This is a genomic window from Desulfovibrio sp. OH1186_COT-070, assembly GCF_003860215.1.
Lineage (GTDB): Bacteria > Desulfobacterota > Desulfovibrionia > Desulfovibrionales > Desulfovibrionaceae > Desulfovibrio.
The window spans coordinates 13,899-30,375 of the sequence record NZ_RQYH01000004.1 but is presented as its reverse complement, the minus strand read 5'-3'; the positions used below and the strand labels follow the sequence as shown (position 1 = coordinate 30,375).

Sequence of the window (16,477 nt, the reverse complement as noted above, 5' to 3'; positions counted from 1 at the left end):
CATGGAATTTATGGATATATCGCGCTGTGGCGTCAAGCAGAAGGCTGGGGTAGTGCCCGATTTCAGGCAACTCAGGCAACTGCCCAAAGTGGAAGTGTCAATGGATCTGGAGTTTATTGATACGGCAGAGAATAAAAGACGATTGAACGAAACCCTTGCCCAAGGAAGCGCTGTTGTCAATATTTCAAAGATAAACCTGCATGCTAAGAAAGACTGTTTAGATGAGTTTCCGAGAAGAATTTTGTTTGAAATGACAAGTGTATGCAATGTCCTCTGCAAAATGTGTCCCAGGAATCACCTCTTGCGCCCTGCCATGCATATGCCCAAAAAGGATTATATACGTATTTTAAAGGAAATTGGTGAAGTTGGCGTAGAAGGATTATGGCTTTATCATTTGGGAGAATCGTTGATGCATCCAGATTTTAGAGAAATTGTCAATGCGGTTAGCAGGATTGGCAATTTTGGATATGTATGGATGTCAACGAACGGCCATCTGATGAATGAATCAAATTGCCATTTTATTCTTGACTCCTGCATTGATTATATAAACTATAGTATGCATGGTGTATCCGAAGTCACACATAAGTCTGTGATCCCGCAAGGGAATTTTGCAAAAGTCATGGCAAATTTTGAAACCCTGATAGAGTTGAAAAAAAAGTCATCGAAGCGTCTGCCCTATATTCATCTGCAGATGATTGAACAAGAAACAACGAAACATGAAGTCAAACCTTTTATAAAAAAATTTTTTCCCAAGGTTGATGTCGTGAGCATCAATATGCTTGAATATGTGAACCTTCCTGAAAATTCATTTGGATATGCACAGCGAGAGCGCCGTCCTCGTGGGCATTGTAAGCGTATCCAAGGCAGAGATTGCTTCATCTGCTCAAATGGTGCGGTTACACTTTGTGATGCTGCATATAATTGTGAAAAAAAATATGTTGGCCCACTGTATCTGGGGAATATTCATGAAAACTCTCTTTACGATATCTGGAATGGCGATAGGAGAAAAAAACTTTTGGACATAGAAAGAGAAGGATTGCTGACCTCTATTCCTCTTTGCAGCACTTGTACCGATTACGATTTTTGAGCCATGTATCTGCGCTTATCTCCTTTGAGAACCCGCCACTTGGAGCAAACACTCCACTGGATCAATAATTCTGAAATTGCCAAACCGTTTGGGGTGGACAGGCATATTACGCATGCACAGCACATGTTTTGGTTTATGTCCTTGCAAGAAGATGAGACTCAAGCCATTTGGGCCATAGAACAAGACAGTTTGGGACATATCGGCAATATCGGATTGAAAAATATTGATCGTCAGCACCGCCGGGGCGAGTATTGGATATATGTCGGCAATGGCGATGCTCAAGGTCGTGGGTTTGCCACTGCAGCGACAGAATTGATTTTGGAGCAGGCTTTCGACGCGCTCGGATTACGCAAGATATATTTGCATGTGAGGCCTGACAATCATGCGGCGTTGCGCTTGTACGGACGTTGTGGTTTCGAGCATGAAGGATTGCTCATACAAGAGTATGAAGGTGCACAAGGGCGTTATGATATACTTCGGATGGGGATCTGTGAGTCTTCATGGCGAACAATGAAAAAATTAAAACCACGTGTTGCATTGATGCAGCCCACATTTATGCCATGGCTTGGGTATTATGAGTTGCTTGAGCAGGCAGACATTTTTGTTTTTCTGGATGATTTTCAATTTTCACGGCAAAGCTGGGGGCAACGGAATCAGTTGTTTCTGTCACCTGGCCGGGCGGGCATCATAACACTTCCTGTACAGCATCCAAAAAATATTGCTGCAACGTTTTTGGAGATTTCTCCGGCACATACAGCGCATTGGATGAAAAAATTTTTTACTTCCATGTCTCAAAGCTATGGCAAGGCACCGTATTTTCATGCCGTAATGCCATTGCTCGAGGAATGGTTAAAGCGTTCATATGCAAATTTAGCGGACATGTTGACATACTTTATTTGTCAGACCGCCAAATATATTGGCATACGCACACACGTTCTATGCAGCTCAAGGTTAAATTATGAAAGAAATGAACAGCGCTCGTCAAAAATTTCTTCATTGCTCCATTCTGTGGGGGCTCGATGCTACTATTCTCCCAAAGGGAGCTTAACCTACATGAAACAGGATGCACTATTTCCTCTTAAAAATATTATAACATATTTTCAGTACCACAATCCAAAGGAATACTGTCAATATGGAAATGCAGTTTTTGTTCCCTATCTTTCTGTTGTAGACGCATTATTTAATCTTTCCCCTTCACAGATTCGTAAAACATTGCGCGGGACACGGCGCTGGCTGACTTGGGAAGAGGCGATCGTGCATTTTAGTGCGGAACAAAAGGATAGCCCTGATGAAATCACGCGTTGCCGATGACGCACAGAAACCTTCTTTTTCTTGTTGTATTGTGGCAGAAATTTCCGCAAACCATAATCAGAGTGCGGAAAGGGCCGAAAATATCATCCGTGCGGCTGCCATGTCTGGAGCAAATGCTGTCAAATTGCAGACATACACAGCAGATACCCTCACAATTCCTTGTGACAATGAGTATTTCCGTATCAAAGGAACTCTTTGGAAAGGACGAACACTGCATGATCTGTATCAGGAAGCGCATACGCCTTGGGAATGGACTCCGCGTCTGATGGCACTCGCAAACGATCTGGGCATGGACTGCTTTTCCACGCCTTTTGACCTTACTGCGGTAGATTTTTTGGAGAAATACGGCATCGCGCGGTATAAAATCGCCAGTTGTGAGGTGGTGGACATTCCCCTTCTGAAAAAAATCGCACTCACAGGCAAGCCGGTTGTCATGTCCACAGGTATGGCGACCCTGGGAGAAATTGACGAGGCCGTACGCTCTTTGCGAGAAAACGGTACCACGGATCTTACTCTGCTTAAGTGTACCAGCGCTTATCCCGCGCCGCCTGAAGAGGCCAACCTACGCACCATACCGCATCTGGCCCAAGCTTTTGACTGCAAGGTGGGACTCTCCGACCATACTATGGGGAGCGCGGTAGCTGTAGCGGCAGTGGCGCTCGGCGCAACAGTTGTGGAAAAGCATTTTACCCTTGCGCGTGCCGATGGTGGTCCCGATAGCTCTTTCAGTATGGAACCCCAAGAACTCAAGCAGATGGTGCATGATATCCGCACGGTGGAAAAGGCGCTGGGAAGAGTATGCTACGATCTGACGGAAAAACAAAAAGAAAGCGCTGCGTTCCGTCGTTCACTCTTTGTGGTGCGAGACATGCGCGTCGGTGAAAAGTTCACCCCAGAAAATGTGCGCAGCATTCGCCCTGGGTATGGCTTGCATCCGCGATATCTGGATGTTGTTTTGGGAAAGCACGCGAAATGCGATCTGGCCACCGGGACACCCCTTTCTTGGGAACATGTGGGATGAGCCAATATGCTTAGTTCCAGAGTTTCATATTGGGGACGCACCAGGTTTCTGCCGGTGCCCGTCCTGTTCCGAACACGAGAGGATGACCGTGCGAAAAGTTATCACTCTTGCAACATGCCCTCTCAAGGAAAACATGTCGCATGTCGTGCGCCTTCAGAGCTTGTTGCAGGCGGGGATTGACGTTGCCGCTTGGAACGTCTGCGGTGCTCTCTACGGGAGGTTTATTCCGCAAGGGGCAAGCGCCTGTCCGGAGCGCGAAAAAAATATCATGTCTTTGCTGGAGCTTGAAGCCGCTGTGGCGGATGAGGATCTTGACCAGACGCTCTTTTTGGCTTTTGTTGGACATGAAATCGCCAGTAAAGACTTATTTTGCCATTTGCGTGACAAACGTGCTGTCACGGGCTACCTCGACAACATGACTTGGTATTTTTATGAGGATATTCCCCGCTGGCGGCGTTTGTGGCTACGTGCACATTCCCCCAAGACATTTTTGCCTTTTCTGCGCGAAAAGCTGCTGCGCTGCAGGCTTGCGAACGATACTGCAGGGTATGATGTTGTTTTTTACGATGCTGCTATCCGTAAACCACAGGGCTGTTGCTTGGCTGTGCCGGTCAATTCCGTGTTGTATGAAGAAGCCCTGTTTGCTCCCGTACCGTCCCCCTTTCATGGCGGGTCGTATGCGGTCTACTTGGACACGGCCATGGGCGCGCACCCGGATGTCCTGCAGTTTAATGTCGACCAAATTCCCGGCGCGGAATACAGGGCGTCGCTCCTCCGGTTTTTTGACAAACTGGAACGCGATCTGGGGCTGAAAGTTGTTATTGCCGCGCACCCGAAGGCCCAATATCAAGGAGATGAGTTTGCGGGCAGGCCCATCTTCCGGCAACAGACCTGCGCTCTGGTGCGCGGCGCGCAACTGGTCCTGAGTGACGGAAGCACATCCACGCTGTATGCTGTGGCCCTGCACAAGCCTATCATCTTTATTTTGAACGATTGCCTGCTGCGCTGGAGCCACGCTGTGGGCGGACTTAACCCTGCCTATGGTGCGTATTCACAAATTTTGTCTCTGCGCGCGCAATCGTTGGACATGCCCCTGCTGAACATTGACAGGTGCGGCCCAGCTCCCCTGCGTTTGCCGCAGGTGGACAAGACCGTTTATCAGCGGGAGTGCTTCAAGTGGCTGACCCATCCGGGCATGGAACATATCAGATCTGAAAAAGTTTTCCTTGAAACATTGCAACAGATGGATATAAGGCAATTGCGGCGTGCCATATCCTGTGAATCCTGATGCAGCAGCCATGCCGGAACTGAGCAGGGAGAGGACTTACCCCCTGTGCTACGGGCGGGATTTTTCTGTTTCTTGCTGAAGTTTGTATCTTTTTGTTCTTCTTGGTCGGCCAACGATATCCAAAATGAGCCGGACAGACGCAATGGCATGATGCCATAAAAATCCCTTTTGGAAATGTGCACCAAGTCCTTCGGCGTCCTGCATATTACGCTCTCGTCCATGATCGGCGGCGGTCCGGAGCATGTCTGGCAATTGGTACGCCATCTGCCGGATCACATCACGTCTTTTGTCGCCGCTCCTGATACCCGCCCCTATGGCTCGCGTTTTTTGCAGGCCGCAGGCCGGGAACGCTTTTGTGTCATGCCGCAACGAAAGTTTTCCCTTCCCTCCCTCTGGAGGTTGATATATTTTCTGAAGCGGAACAAAATTGATATTGTTCATTCTCACGGCAAGGGGGCGGGAGTCTACGGCAGGATCGCGGCACTTGTCACTGGCATCCCCAATGTACATACGTTCCACGGTGTGCATCTGCCCGCCAACCAAGTCAAGCGCAGGGCCTATTTATCGCTGGAGCGCGCCCTTTGTTCTATCAGCAAGGCCTGCATTGTGGTTTCTCCTGGTGAGGCGTCTTCCGCAGAAGCACTTGGCCTTTGTTCCAACAAGCTTGTCGTCATTGCCAATGGGGTTGAAGTTGGTGCGGATTTGCCGCAAGGTACGCAGCCCAGCCCCTTTTCGCTGGTGCATGTGAGCCGTTTCGATCCGGTAAAAAACAGCCTGTGGTTGCTGGACTTGGCGCAGGGACTGCGTCAGGTCGGATTGCTGGATCAATGCCGCTTCCTGCTTGTGGGAGACGGGGAAGAACTGCCCACAGTGCGTCAAAAAATTCAGCAGCACGCTATGGAAAAATATTTTCAGATTCTGGGCAGCCAGCCCTCATCGCGCCCTTTTCTGCGTGAAGCCGGCTGCTATATTTCCACCTCCCGCCGGGAGGGCTTGCCCTTGGCGGTGCTGGAAGCTCAGGCAGAAGGAATCCCCGCCGTGGTGAGCCGGGTGGTGGGAAATACGGATGCTGTAGAAGATGGCATTACCGGATTTACATACCCCCTGAACGATGTGCCCAGAGCTGTGGAATGCATCCGCACTCTGATAGAAAACCGGGATTTGTGGCAAAGGATGCGTACCGCCGCCTACCGGAGAACAAAAAAACACTTCAGTGTGGAGTGCATGGCTCGAGAAACAGCGCAATTGTATAAAAACATTCTTCATGCTTGACGGAACACATTCTGAATAGGAATCAGGCTGCGTGCACTACGTTGAACTATATGAAACTCAAGGGAAATTCATGTATAAAAAAATCATAAAGGCATTTTTTACAGCAGGGATTTTTCTCACAGCAATTCTTTTGTCTTATGGATATTTTCTCACAAATATTTTGTCTGATACAGCCATTCCGGATAAACTTCTGCATGGTAATGCATTCTATATTATACAAGATAACCCTTTTTTTGATTATGCGCGTATCAAGGATGCCGTCCATGCTGCCCGTAATCCTAGCGTCATTGCCATTGGTTCATCCAGAGTTCTTCCATTTCGGGAATCTTTTTTTACCAAATCTTTTGCAAATCTCGGGTATGGCATAGGCAGCATTAGTGATATGGAAAAAACATACCAAATTCTGAAGGAAAGAAAAAAAGAAGGAAAAGAAGAACTTGATATCATCCTTTTTGGCATTGATTTCTGGTGGTTTTCCAACGGATATGATGATGCGATTTTGGGAGATCCGCCACGCTGGTACACTCCACTCAAATATTTGCCAGTTTTTTCCACTATCCGAGAATGCCTCCTCCCCTATAAAAAAATCTGGCTCAAGCCAGGTTATCTCAAAAGTTTGGTTATCCCTTATTTTCAGGATGTATTTATGGTACAGGACGGTAGCTATCCTCTCAATATAGCAGGAATAGGTCCGGATGGTTCCGGATACTACACAGACATTGTTGTGGGAAAAAGAAAATCGGATATCCGGTTTGGAGAAACCCTCCAAGCCATATGGGAGGGGCATTTCCATTTTTCACGAGTTAAAAAGATAAATTTGGCCTATGTGGACAAGTTTATGGAGAATGTGAAGAAGCTACGAAGCCTGCATAAGAATATTATCTTTTTTTTCCCGCCATTGGCAAATCCCGTATATACGGAGCTGCGATCGCGCGAGGCGGAATACCAGCATGTTTTTTCGCTTAAACAGATTCTTGAAGAAAGGGGGATAGTTGTTCACGATTATTCTTCGTTGTCGTCCTTTGGATCGAACGACTGTGAAATGGTCGACGGTTTTCATGGCGGAGATGTGTCTTATGCACGCATCCTGCTGCATCTGGCTGCGGCCAGCCCACAGGTGAAGGGCGTTATCAACGAACCATATTTGCGCGAAGTCACGGAAGAGTTTTCCGGCAATGCGATGATCCCGGACAAGAGGGTAACTCTTGATCCGGAAGTGGATTTTCTGGAACTGCAGTGCGCCAAGGGCAGACGGAGATCCGCTTCCCATTGACGGCCAGCAGAGTGTCTGCCCATCTGCGGCACAGAAGGCATATGGGCGAGGCGATGGCAACCAACTGTGACGCATGCGTCTGACACTGACAGGAGAAAACCTCATGCACTTGCCCCTGCCGTTCAAGCAAGGCTTTGCGCAAGGTGCCCGGGCCTTGGGGCGCTTGCCAGGTATGAGGCTTGTGAGCGCTCCGTGGCGCGGAAATCCTGTTATTGTGGGGTATCACCGCATTCTGCCCAGAGAAGCCTGGCTGCGCTACCCGTGTCTTCATGCCGATCTGGCTGTCACTCCGGAACGCTTCAGGGAGCACATGGCCTATTGGGCACGCGCCGCCAGCTGCGTCAGCATGGATGCCGTTGCGGCCGGTACTCTGCCCAACCGTGCTGTTGCCGTGGGGTTTGATGACTTCTATAGCGACGTAGCCTGCCATGCCCTGCCTGTGCTGGAAAAATATAATATTCCCGCCATATTGTATCTTTGTACCGATTTTGTGGAAGGTGACCCTTTTTTGTGGTGGTACGGTGTGGATGCCGCAGTCAACAGCGGCAAGGCGTCACTGGACGTCCGCTTTGAAGAGTGGCATTTTTTCGGTTCACTGAAATATGCTTGGCAACGGCAGAACATGTTTCGCCGCCTGAGCGCCTGCTGCTCCCGGCTCGATGCGCCACGGCAGCGGGCCTTTCTGGACTGCTTGGGCACAACAGCCCACTGCCGACAACCGGGAATCCTCCCTACCTGGGAACTGGTGGAGAAACTGGCCCGCCACCCCTGCATCACCATAGGCGCTCATACCTTGAGCCACGGAGCGCTGTGTTCCCTTTCTCCGGAAGAAAGTCGTCGCCAGATGGAGCAGTCCCGTCTGCATATTGAAAAACATCTTGACATGCCCGTACACCATCTGGCGTACCCTTTCGGCGGTCACGATGCCGCTGCGCAACGCGAGTATGTCCTGGCCGCCCAGTCGGGCTTTCGTACGGCTGTGACTACGGAACGCGGGACCAACTCCCCAGACACGCCTCTTCAGGCCCTTCATCGTTCCATCATTTTGCAAGAACACAACACAACCGTACTGGAAGCGCTTAATTCCGGCTGGGACACAGTTCTGCGCGCCGCGCGCCGAAAGTTGGCGGGGCAATAAGCATGCCTGAAGTCACCGTCATTATTCCCGCCTACAATGCCGCCCCTTGGCTGGCGGATACCTTGCGGTCGGTACAGGAACAGGACTTCACGAATTTTTCCTGTATTGTTGTGGATGACGGTTCAACAGATGCCACAGCGGAGATTTTTGCGCGCGGCGTAGCCCATGATTCGCGTTTTCTTCTGGTGCGGCAGGCACACGCCGGGGTGTGCGCGGCCCGCAATGCGGGCATGGAATTGGTGCAAACTCCCCTTGTCGCCATGCTGGACAGTGATGATATCTGGCATTGCTCCTTTCTTCGCCGCATGGTGCATGCGTTGGCCAAACCCGGGGTACGGCTGGCCTGTTGCCGCTATGCCCTGTTTCATGACAAGACCTGCCTGCGCAAGCCACAAGCCTGGATCAATATTCATGCCACGGGGAACATCTGGTGGGATATGCTTCTGGATTCCGTTTTCTGCATGGGGGCCTGGGTCGCAAGAACGGCAGACACACGCATGGTCGGCGCGTTTGCTCCCTCCCTTGCCTGTGCCGAGGATCGGGACTTTCTGCTGCGCCTGTTGGCTTACTGCGCTGCCGGAGGAGATGGAAGCATGATTTGTATTCCGGAAGAGCTTCTTTTTTACCGACAGCGGCGGGAAAGCGCTGTGCGCACCACCACACAACCTCTGGAAACGGAATGGACGCTCATGAGCGAGCATCTGGAACACCCCTCTGTGCCTCCAACTGTCAGGCGGCGCGGCTATTCTTTCCTGGCTTTCAAGATGGCCGTGATCGCGGCCTGTGCACACCATGATCTGAAGGCAGCCCTGCGTTGGTATGCCAAAGCCGTTGTCCTTTGTCCTGCGAACATGAATCTCTATCTGCTGCCGCTACGCAAGCTCATGCTGAGCCTCTCCCCTCCCCAAAAACTGCCCTGGCTTTGCAGCTTTCTGTCCCGTGGAGATGAAGGATAATTCTTATCCCTTCCGGAACAGCCGCAATGCTCCGCGTTTTGCGCCGAGCACCGCGGCATAGGCTAGGCCGCGCACTCCCGCAGGGTGGCAGTGTGCATATATCGGTTGTTCCTCATTGCACCAGTCGGATTTATAGGCTTCGCCGCCAACGGTAAAGTCAAAGCAGACGCAATGCTCGTCAAAAATTTGTTCCATAAGCCACTCCAGCAGCAGACGCCCGCAAGAATATCGCTGCCATTCCCCCCCCTCATAGGATGGCATAAGATAGCTGAACGTATGCCGCCACACAAAACCCCAATGGACAGCAAGGATTTTGTTGTCCAGCAACAGGGCGGAAATGTGTACATGAGGGAGATTTTGTGAAGCACAGCCGTCGTCCCGCGCCAGCGAGAGGTAAAACGCCTTATGCCCCGGCAGGGAAAAAACGTCAAAAACGCCAGTTTCCTTGTAGCGGCGCTGTTTTTGCGCGATCATGGTTTGGGTGAACAAAAGCCTCTCTTCGGGGGTGGACGCGGTGACAAAACGCAGGTTCCCCAGAGCGCCCAGTCTCTTCAACTGACGCCGTGAGTCTTGGGTCAGACGTTTTTTCCGGATGCGTTGCAGAAAGGCTGCTCCGGCTTCGCCGTTGCTGCGCGCGGCGCAGGCGGTTCCGTTGTTCCAGAGAGGCAGCAGGGTCAGGGGATTGGTGCGAGATGTGCCGTTGACATTGGGGATATCTGTGCAAACCTGCCGCAGATGAGCCGCCTGGGCACCGCTCTGGCACACCAGTGCATGCCAGATATCGCGCATGGCTGCCTGATCCGGCTGGGGGCAGCGGGGAGCCAGCACCGGAGCTTCATAGTCGCAGAGCAGACCACCGCAAAATTCCAGTATGGTCATACCAAATCGCTGGCGGAGAGCCAGAGGAAAAATCATTGCCGGGGTGTTGTCCATCTCCACCAGCGCAAGGCAGGGTTCACGGCGCTGCGCTGCAGCCGCAGTTTCAAGCCATGTTTGCACAAAGGCCCGTGTCTGGAAGACGTGCAGGCTGCCCTGCTCTTCCCAATGCCGCCATAGAATTTCCAGAGGGGCAATGGATTTTTCAATGGTGATGCGCATGCGGGGCTTCTAACATGGAGGCGTCAGGCTGTGCAACAGGTGGGACAATTCATGCGAATCCACTTCTTGGTGTATGGGAAAGCAGACCAGGCGGTTCCAGCGATCCATGATGCGGGACAGGACGCGCAAATTTTCGGGCAGGGTCGGCCAGGTATGCACAGCCATGTCGTGCAGCCAACCCCAGCGCAGCCAGTCGTCCCGGCTGCCGCGGTCCGGAGCATATGCCGGAAAGCACAGAGGCGCGGCCCCGGCGTGAAGCGCGGGGAAGACAGGGCGCAGTCCTGCGGCGCTCGTCCAAGTTTCCCAGATGCGGTATACGGCCCTCCGGCGGGCGGCATCCGCGGCGGGGCGCTGTTGCGCCAGCCAGCCGGCAACAGAGGGCGACATTTTCTGTGGCTGCTCGGGAACACTTGCGGCGGCTACTTCCGGCAGGTACGCCGGACGCATATAGCGCAAACGCAGTTGCGGAGTGAGGGTCAGCAAAGCGCGCAGTCGAGACTTGAAAAAAGGCGCAACATACCGCACCCGCCGGGCACTCAGCGCCGTGCAGAGCCGCAGGGCCTCATCAAACGCGGCATCCGGACGCAGATACAGAAAAGCGCCATGCGGAATGGCATATTGCTTCCAAGGGGAGGCAAAGCCCATGTCGCCAAATGTCCCCAAAGGCTGTCCGTCACGTTCGGCGCCCCAGCCGTGTGCGTTGTCCTCTACAAAGAGGACTCCCTGCTGTCCACAACATGTTCCGAAGCGGACACTGTCCTGCGGCTGCCCGAAGGGATGGAGCAGTACAGCCGCCTCTGCGGACGGCAGCATTTTTTCAAGACTCTCCCAATCGGGAGAGAGATGGTCGTCCAATTCATAATAGAGCGGGCGAAGATTCAGACGCTGGAAAGGTACCAGCATGACATCACAGATATACTCCGGCAGCAGAACGCGCGCACCCGGTCTGACGCCCAAGGCACGAAGGCCGATTTCAAACGCCGCACGCCCCGTTGCCAGCGGCAGGGCATGCGTGAAGGCAGTGGCATCGCGCCCGTGGAGCAGCAGGGCGGCAAAGGCTGTGGACGGTTTGCGGGCAAGGCGTCTGATGTGCGGCATTATTTTTTATGCCTGACTTCCACGCAAAGAATGGGGGAGCGTTTTCGCAGCCTGTGCAACAGCGGTGCTGCGATACGGGATGCGAACAGGGAAACCCTGTTCATCCCCATGATATCCGTCATTTTTTTCATGGGGAACTGAAAGACATGAAAAACGGCTTTGCCCGCCAGCTCCGCACAAACATCCCGCAATGTCACGTCAATGCATGGCAGGGTAATGGCCTGGTTGATAAACATAACGCCGCCGGGCGGCAGGCTTGCCAGCAACGTGGCAACAAGACCCGCATGCATTTTCGCGTCATCAATACGGCTGAACGGATAAAATTCATTGCAGACGATCATGTCATATGGTTCCGCTGCGGGCAATTTTGCATATGCGTCTACCACATGAACAGAAAAATTGACGGAAGAAAAATGTCTTTTGGCAAAAAGAATGGCGCTTTCCGACGCGTCGAAAGCGTCAACTTCGGCTTGGGGAAAACGGGCCTTGAGGCAGCTGCTCACGAACCCGGCCCCACATCCCACGTCGACGATGCGCGCGGGCGAGGGGATTCCGCAGGATCGGGCCAGAAAGGCGAAAGCTTCCGCACAAAAAGAAGCATGTTCTCCCATGACGTTGTGGTCGCTGACAAAGGCGGCGTCCTCATTTTTCAGCAGGCCGTCATAAGCGGCAAAAACACCAACCCCCTGCCTGCTTCTGGAGCGAATCCCCTCCGGTGAAGCCCAGTGAGCATTTTTTTGCATGAAAATTCCTTTGCAGATGCCCGGCGGCATGGTTACGGGAGTCTTTCGCATTCCTCCGGCGAATGCGGATAGATCCGGCCTTCCGGCCGCCATGAAAGTGTCATGGCCGCAGCATACCCCAAGGCGCGCACGGCATACTGAAACGCCTGGAACCAGTGCCTGTTCCGGGCCATATCCAGAGCACAACGCCCGGTAAAGCGAAACATCCTTCTGTACACGGCCCAAGGGTGCCTGGGCCTGTACGGGAGCAGATGCTTGCGCAACACGGCTTCCGTAGCGTCAAAGTGACGCTTGAGTCGTGCGCTGGAATTGCCGCCGTGCAGACGGTAGCAGCCCAGCACATCCTGCAGGAAGACGCTTTCACCCAAGGGGCATGCGCGTATCCAGAGATCATAATCTTCAGCTGTAACCATGGACGGATTTTCATCAAAACCGCCCACACGCACAAAAATATCCCGGCGCAGCACGGTCGCCGCCGTACTGAACGCATTGCCCCCAAACAGCAACCCGGAAAGCAACTCCGGCCCGCGCGGCCCGTAGTGTTGCGTGGCGAAAACCTGACCATCCTGAAAAATGTGCTCCGCATGACAAAACAGCACCGCCTCAGGGCGGGCCGCAATGGCTTCTTTCACCATCGCGAGCTTTTCCGGCAGCCAGAAATCGTCTGCATCCAGAAAGGCCAGCCACGGAGCTTTTGCGTGCGCAGCCGCAAGGTTGCGGGATGCCGCAATATTGCCGATGATGTCAATGCTGAAAACCGTACAGGCAAGATCGGGAAATTCCTTGGCTACGGAAGCCGTGCCGTCCGTGGAGTGGCTGTCGGCAATGAGAACTTCAAAATCTTTGCAGGTCTGCTGCCGCAGGCTTTGCAAGGCCTCGCGCAAAAACCCGGCACAGTTGTAGGCCGGGATGATGACAGAAAAAAAGGGGGAAGGCGGTATGCACGAATCCGCAGACATGAAACATTTCCTTATGGGACAAGACTGCGAGCAGGGGCATGGACTGCCACGGCATAACGCGCGGCCATCCGCTCCGGCGTGAACTCCCGCGCGCGGATCTGTGCCGCGGAACCCATCTGCCGCCGCAGGACGGGATTTTCAACAAGTTCACAAATGCGCTGAGCAAACATGGCAGGGTCTTGATGTGCAACCACATATCCTGTCATGCCGTCCTGTACGACCTCCGGCATGCCTCCCACATCAGTGACGACAGCGGGAACGCCGTGGCATCCTGCCTCAATGATGGTAAGACCGAACGATTCAAATTCCTGCGAGCCGGACAACAGGAGATACGCCCCTGCAAGAAGATTGCCCGGTTCCGGCAGAAAAGGCAAGACATGCACATGATCTCTGGCGTCCGCCGGGATGAGGGAAGTCACACGCAGCATTTCCGCCGGGCAGCCATAGCCGCAGAAAACAAGATGCAGATCCCTGTGCGCCACGCGCGCCTCCAGGAAGGCACGGAGCACAAAAGCATGCCCCTTCCCTTCTTCGTATGTACACAGCATGAGCAGATAACGTTCCTGCGGGCGCAAGGGGAAAAGCTCTTCCGCAACAGGACCGCGCCTTGCAAGAGGGGAAAGCCCGTTATGGACGACCTCAACAGGGCAGTGCCCTTCAAGGCCCGGCCTGCCGGAGAGACTCTGCCGCACCGCACAGGAGACCACAAGCATGGTCTTGCACGAAGCCGCCACAAGACGATCCACCACATATTCCGGCCAGACCAGCAGACGCGGCAACGGCGCGGCGAGGCCGTGCAGATTGCAGACAACGCTCCCCCCCCCTGTGTGCAGCATGCCTGCGATGGTGGCGGCGCGGCAGGAATCCCCGCCGGGATATCCGCCGTTGACCACCAGCACGGCCTCGCAGTGCTCTTTTTTGAAAACGCGGAAAAAATGCAGGACATGGTATGCCAACAAGCCATACTTGAGGAAGGGGATGAAAAGTTTCCGCCACCAGGTGCGCGGGATGCGGGCCTGAACGCTGGCGAACACAGGCCAGGAGTGCGCCAGGATGGTCACAGGCCGCTTGATCTTTTCCCGATAGGTGGCAATGCCGGGGTGGGAGGCGTTGCAGACGATCGTCAGATCGTCATCAGAACGCGGCCAGTGGTTGCACAATTCCACAAGAACGGTATCCATACCGCCCTTGAAGAAATTTTCGGTAACCAGAAAAATTTTCACGCTTCCACATCCGTACACATGTTCGCCTGCCCAGGACGGGCGGGAGTCCTTTCCGCTGTGCCGCATGCGTCAAGATACGCTTGATAGACGGGCAAAATTTTGTCAGGCGCACCGGCGGATCTGACCCGGCCATCGTGTATCCAGAAAATATTATCGCAGTCCCGCACGGTGCTGAGCCGGTGGGCGACCAGAATTACGGTGAGATTTTTCTTCAGGGACAGGATGGTCTGTTGAATGGCGCTTTCCGCAGCGCCATCAAGGGCGCTGGTGGCCTCGTCGAAAAACAGAATTTCGGGCTGCGCGTAGAGTGCCCTGGCAATAGCCACACGCTGCAACTGACCGCCCGAAAGACGCACTCCGCGCTCTCCCAGAATGGTATCCAGCCCCTGCGGCAATTCATCCACAAAATCCAGCGCCGCCATGCGACAGCATTCCCGCACCCTGTCCATGTCGGGCGCTCCGCCCGCTTCACTGAAGGCGATATTCTGCGCCAGACTGGCGTCCAGCATATAGGGCTGCTGCGGCACATAACCGATGCGCAGGTAGCCGGGAGAAGGTTCCACCGCAATGCCGTCCACGCGCACAATACCCTGTGAGGGCGCAACAAGACCGGTCAGAATGTTGATCAGAGTGCTTTTGCCCATGCCGGAAAGCCCCACAAAGCCTGTCAGCCGCCCCCGCCTGATGGTCAGATCTATATTGCGGAGTACGGGCATAGCGCTTTCGGGATATGTAAAAGAGAGACCTTCCACCGCGAGGCTGTGCCGGAACGGGCGGGGTTGGGCAGATTCTTCCGCAACGCGGAGGCTTATGGCTTCAAGCAGATTTCCGGCCGCCGCGTGGTGGGTTTTGTACTCCAGGCTGGATGCCAGAAACTTGTTGCACGCGGGCAAAAGACGCCAGCAGGCTCCCGCCAGAAGGGTTAATGTCCCTGTTGTAGCGGCAATGCTTTCGCCCCTGAGCGCCATGAGCAGCACCAGGCCCAGAAGCACAAAGAGCCCGATGCTTTCAAGGCACCACTGGGGGATGGAAGGAAAAACGGCCCGCCAAGCCATGATTTTTGTGTACTGGGGGTAAAATCCGTCAAACCGGCGCCACAGCGCGTCCTGCTGACGGTATATCTGCACCTCCGCAATGCCGTTAAGCCCGGAAACAAGCATTTTGCTGCTTGCCATGTGCAACGACGTCAGGTCGTCACCGTTCTTCTTTGCCCTCGACTGCACAATCCTGTAGACAAGAAAGGCGGAGAGTCCGATTGTGCCGTAGAGCAGAGCGGCCTCCAGCGGGGAAACAAAAAGCGTTGCCGCCACAAGCACGCAAATGATGCAGGCCTGGCTGGCCATGTTCATGCAACCGACAACAAAAAAGCCCAGATAGCTGCGCCATTCGATTGTTGTGCGCAGATCGGAACTGTTGTGACGCGCATGCCACAGCCAAGGTAAAAAAAGATAGGTACGAAAAAGCCTGCTGGTCAGTTCCCAGGACAGGCCGTGCGCGTAACGGTTGAGGAAAAATGTTTGCAGGCTTGTGGCGAGATTCTTGCCAAGAGTTGCCGCAAATGCCCCCAAAAAAGCAAAAAGCAGCATGGCGAGCGCGGGCGAATCCACGCCACACACCTGTTGCGCCAAAGCGGCTCCCCGGCGCAATACCGCAAACCGCTCCAGACTGGACGGCGAGGCAAGCGCCACGCCCAACAGGGAAATGGTGGCAGCCAGAAGCAGTTCGCTCAAGCCCACCAGCACCATGAGGAATACTAAAATGGTACCCTGTCGGCGGCTGACAGGGGTAAGCTGGCCCCAAAAAAGCCTGATCAGTTGTGGCATGAGTGTCACATATAGTTTATGGGATGGCGGTACGCCGCAATTTTCCTATCTCCATCTGTTGCAGCGCGTCAAGGAATACTTTTTCAAAATTGATTTGTCCATGCCCGCGAAGGGGAGTCATGTAGGGTACTCCCGTGAGACATTGGATTTTTTGCTTTGCATTGGGGCAATGCCTCTATGGACATTG

Annotated in this window: 14 protein-coding genes; 8 read left to right on the top strand and 6 right to left on the bottom strand. The window is 53.5% G+C overall.

Annotated features, from left to right (window positions below; genetic code table 11):
• Window position 1 precedes the first annotated feature (1 nt).
• The 8 genes from EII23_RS02165 (at window position 2) to EII23_RS02130 (ending at window position 9,346) form a co-directional block, all read left to right on the top strand.
• Window positions 2-1,087: a radical SAM/SPASM domain-containing protein gene (locus EII23_RS02165; protein ID WP_124791672.1), complete on the top strand. Its 1,086-nt coding sequence runs from the start codon at window positions 2-4 to the stop codon at window positions 1,085-1,087.
• A gap of 3 nt (window positions 1,088-1,090) precedes the next feature.
• Window positions 1,091-2,398 (top strand): WbqC family protein, encoded by a 1,308-nt coding sequence (locus tag EII23_RS02160; RefSeq protein WP_124791670.1) that lies wholly within the window; start codon window positions 1,091-1,093, stop codon window positions 2,396-2,398.
• A complete protein-coding gene (pseI, locus tag EII23_RS02155) occupies window positions 2,376-3,419 on the top strand; it encodes a pseudaminic acid synthase (RefSeq protein ID WP_124791668.1) in 1,044 nt (347 codons plus the stop codon). Before EII23_RS02160 ends, pseI begins: the two co-directional genes overlap by 23 nt.
• Before the next feature lie 133 nt (window positions 3,420-3,552).
• On the top strand, window positions 3,553-4,707 hold the full coding sequence (locus EII23_RS02150) for a hypothetical protein (RefSeq protein ID WP_124791666.1): 1,155 nt from the start codon (window positions 3,553-3,555) through the stop codon (window positions 4,705-4,707).
• Between the two features lie 174 nt (window positions 4,708-4,881).
• Complete coding sequence (locus EII23_RS02145; RefSeq protein ID WP_124791664.1) at window positions 4,882-5,979, top strand: glycosyltransferase; 1,098 nt, start codon at window positions 4,882-4,884, stop codon at window positions 5,977-5,979.
• 70 nt (window positions 5,980-6,049) lie between these two features.
• Window positions 6,050-7,252, top strand: a complete 1,203-nt coding sequence (locus EII23_RS02140; protein WP_124791662.1) for a hypothetical protein — start codon at window positions 6,050-6,052, stop codon at window positions 7,250-7,252.
• 103 nt (window positions 7,253-7,355) lie between these two features.
• A complete protein-coding gene (locus tag EII23_RS02135) occupies window positions 7,356-8,390 on the top strand; it encodes a polysaccharide deacetylase family protein (protein WP_185702276.1) in 1,035 nt (344 codons plus the stop codon).
• A gap of 2 nt (window positions 8,391-8,392) precedes the next feature.
• Window positions 8,393-9,346, top strand: a complete 954-nt coding sequence (locus EII23_RS02130) for a glycosyltransferase family 2 protein (RefSeq protein ID WP_124791658.1) — start codon at window positions 8,393-8,395, stop codon at window positions 9,344-9,346.
• A 3-nt stretch (window positions 9,347-9,349) separates the two neighbouring features.
• Here the strand turns inward: EII23_RS02130 and EII23_RS02125 are convergent, their stop codons facing one another.
• The 6 genes from EII23_RS02125 to EII23_RS02100 are packed head-to-tail and all read right to left on the bottom strand — an operon-like array spanning window position 9,350 to window position 16,290.
• Window positions 9,350-10,444, bottom strand: a complete 1,095-nt coding sequence (locus tag EII23_RS02125) for a GNAT family N-acetyltransferase (protein WP_124791656.1) — start codon at window positions 10,442-10,444, stop codon at window positions 9,350-9,352.
• Window positions 10,445-10,453: 9 nt separating this feature from the next.
• Window positions 10,454-11,542, bottom strand: a complete 1,089-nt coding sequence (locus EII23_RS02120) for a DegT/DnrJ/EryC1/StrS family aminotransferase (RefSeq protein WP_124791654.1) — start codon at window positions 11,540-11,542, stop codon at window positions 10,454-10,456.
• Window positions 11,542-12,285, bottom strand: a complete 744-nt coding sequence (locus EII23_RS02115; RefSeq protein WP_185702275.1) for a trans-aconitate 2-methyltransferase — start codon at window positions 12,283-12,285, stop codon at window positions 11,542-11,544. Before EII23_RS02115 ends, EII23_RS02120 begins: the two co-directional genes overlap by 1 nt.
• Window positions 12,286-12,317: 32 nt before the next feature.
• A complete protein-coding gene (locus EII23_RS02110) occupies window positions 12,318-13,244 on the bottom strand; it encodes a glycosyltransferase (protein ID WP_124791650.1) in 927 nt (308 codons plus the stop codon).
• An 11-nt stretch (window positions 13,245-13,255) separates the two neighbouring features.
• Window positions 13,256-14,467: a glycosyltransferase family 4 protein gene (locus EII23_RS02105; RefSeq protein ID WP_185702274.1), complete on the bottom strand. Its 1,212-nt coding sequence runs from the start codon at window positions 14,465-14,467 to the stop codon at window positions 13,256-13,258.
• Complete coding sequence (locus tag EII23_RS02100) at window positions 14,464-16,290, bottom strand: ABC transporter ATP-binding protein (RefSeq protein ID WP_124791646.1); 1,827 nt, start codon at window positions 16,288-16,290, stop codon at window positions 14,464-14,466. The genes EII23_RS02105 and EII23_RS02100 overlap by 4 nt, the downstream gene beginning before the upstream one ends.
• Between the last annotated feature and the right edge of the window lie 187 nt (window positions 16,291-16,477).

Excerpts from the sequence above, each read along its gene's own strand:
- EII23_RS02165 (WP_124791672.1), top strand. The coding sequence starts at position 2 with ATGGAATTTATGGATATATCGCGCTGTGGCGTCAAGCAGAAGGCTGGG.
- EII23_RS02160 (WP_124791670.1), top strand. The coding sequence starts at position 1,091 with ATGTATCTGCGCTTATCTCCTTTGAGAACCCGCCACTTGGAGCAAACA.
- pseI (WP_124791668.1), top strand. The coding sequence starts at position 2,376 with ATGAAATCACGCGTTGCCGATGACGCACAGAAACCTTCTTTTTCTTGT.
- EII23_RS02150 (WP_124791666.1), top strand. The coding sequence starts at position 3,553 with ATGTCGCATGTCGTGCGCCTTCAGAGCTTGTTGCAGGCGGGGATTGAC.
- EII23_RS02145 (WP_124791664.1), top strand. The coding sequence starts at position 4,882 with ATGTGCACCAAGTCCTTCGGCGTCCTGCATATTACGCTCTCGTCCATG.
- EII23_RS02140 (WP_124791662.1), top strand. The coding sequence starts at position 6,050 with ATGTATAAAAAAATCATAAAGGCATTTTTTACAGCAGGGATTTTTCTC.
- EII23_RS02135 (WP_185702276.1), top strand. The coding sequence starts at position 7,356 with ATGCACTTGCCCCTGCCGTTCAAGCAAGGCTTTGCGCAAGGTGCCCGG.
- EII23_RS02130 (WP_124791658.1), top strand. The coding sequence starts at position 8,393 with ATGCCTGAAGTCACCGTCATTATTCCCGCCTACAATGCCGCCCCTTGG.
- EII23_RS02125 (WP_124791656.1), bottom strand. The coding sequence starts at position 10,444 with ATGCGCATCACCATTGAAAAATCCATTGCCCCTCTGGAAATTCTATGG.
- EII23_RS02120 (WP_124791654.1), bottom strand. The coding sequence starts at position 11,542 with ATGCCGCACATCAGACGCCTTGCCCGCAAACCGTCCACAGCCTTTGCC.
- EII23_RS02115 (WP_185702275.1), bottom strand. The coding sequence starts at position 12,285 with ATGCAAAAAAATGCTCACTGGGCTTCACCGGAGGGGATTCGCTCCAGA.
- EII23_RS02110 (WP_124791650.1), bottom strand. The coding sequence starts at position 13,244 with ATGTCTGCGGATTCGTGCATACCGCCTTCCCCCTTTTTTTCTGTCATC.
- EII23_RS02100 (WP_124791646.1), bottom strand. The coding sequence starts at position 16,290 with ATGCCACAACTGATCAGGCTTTTTTGGGGCCAGCTTACCCCTGTCAGC.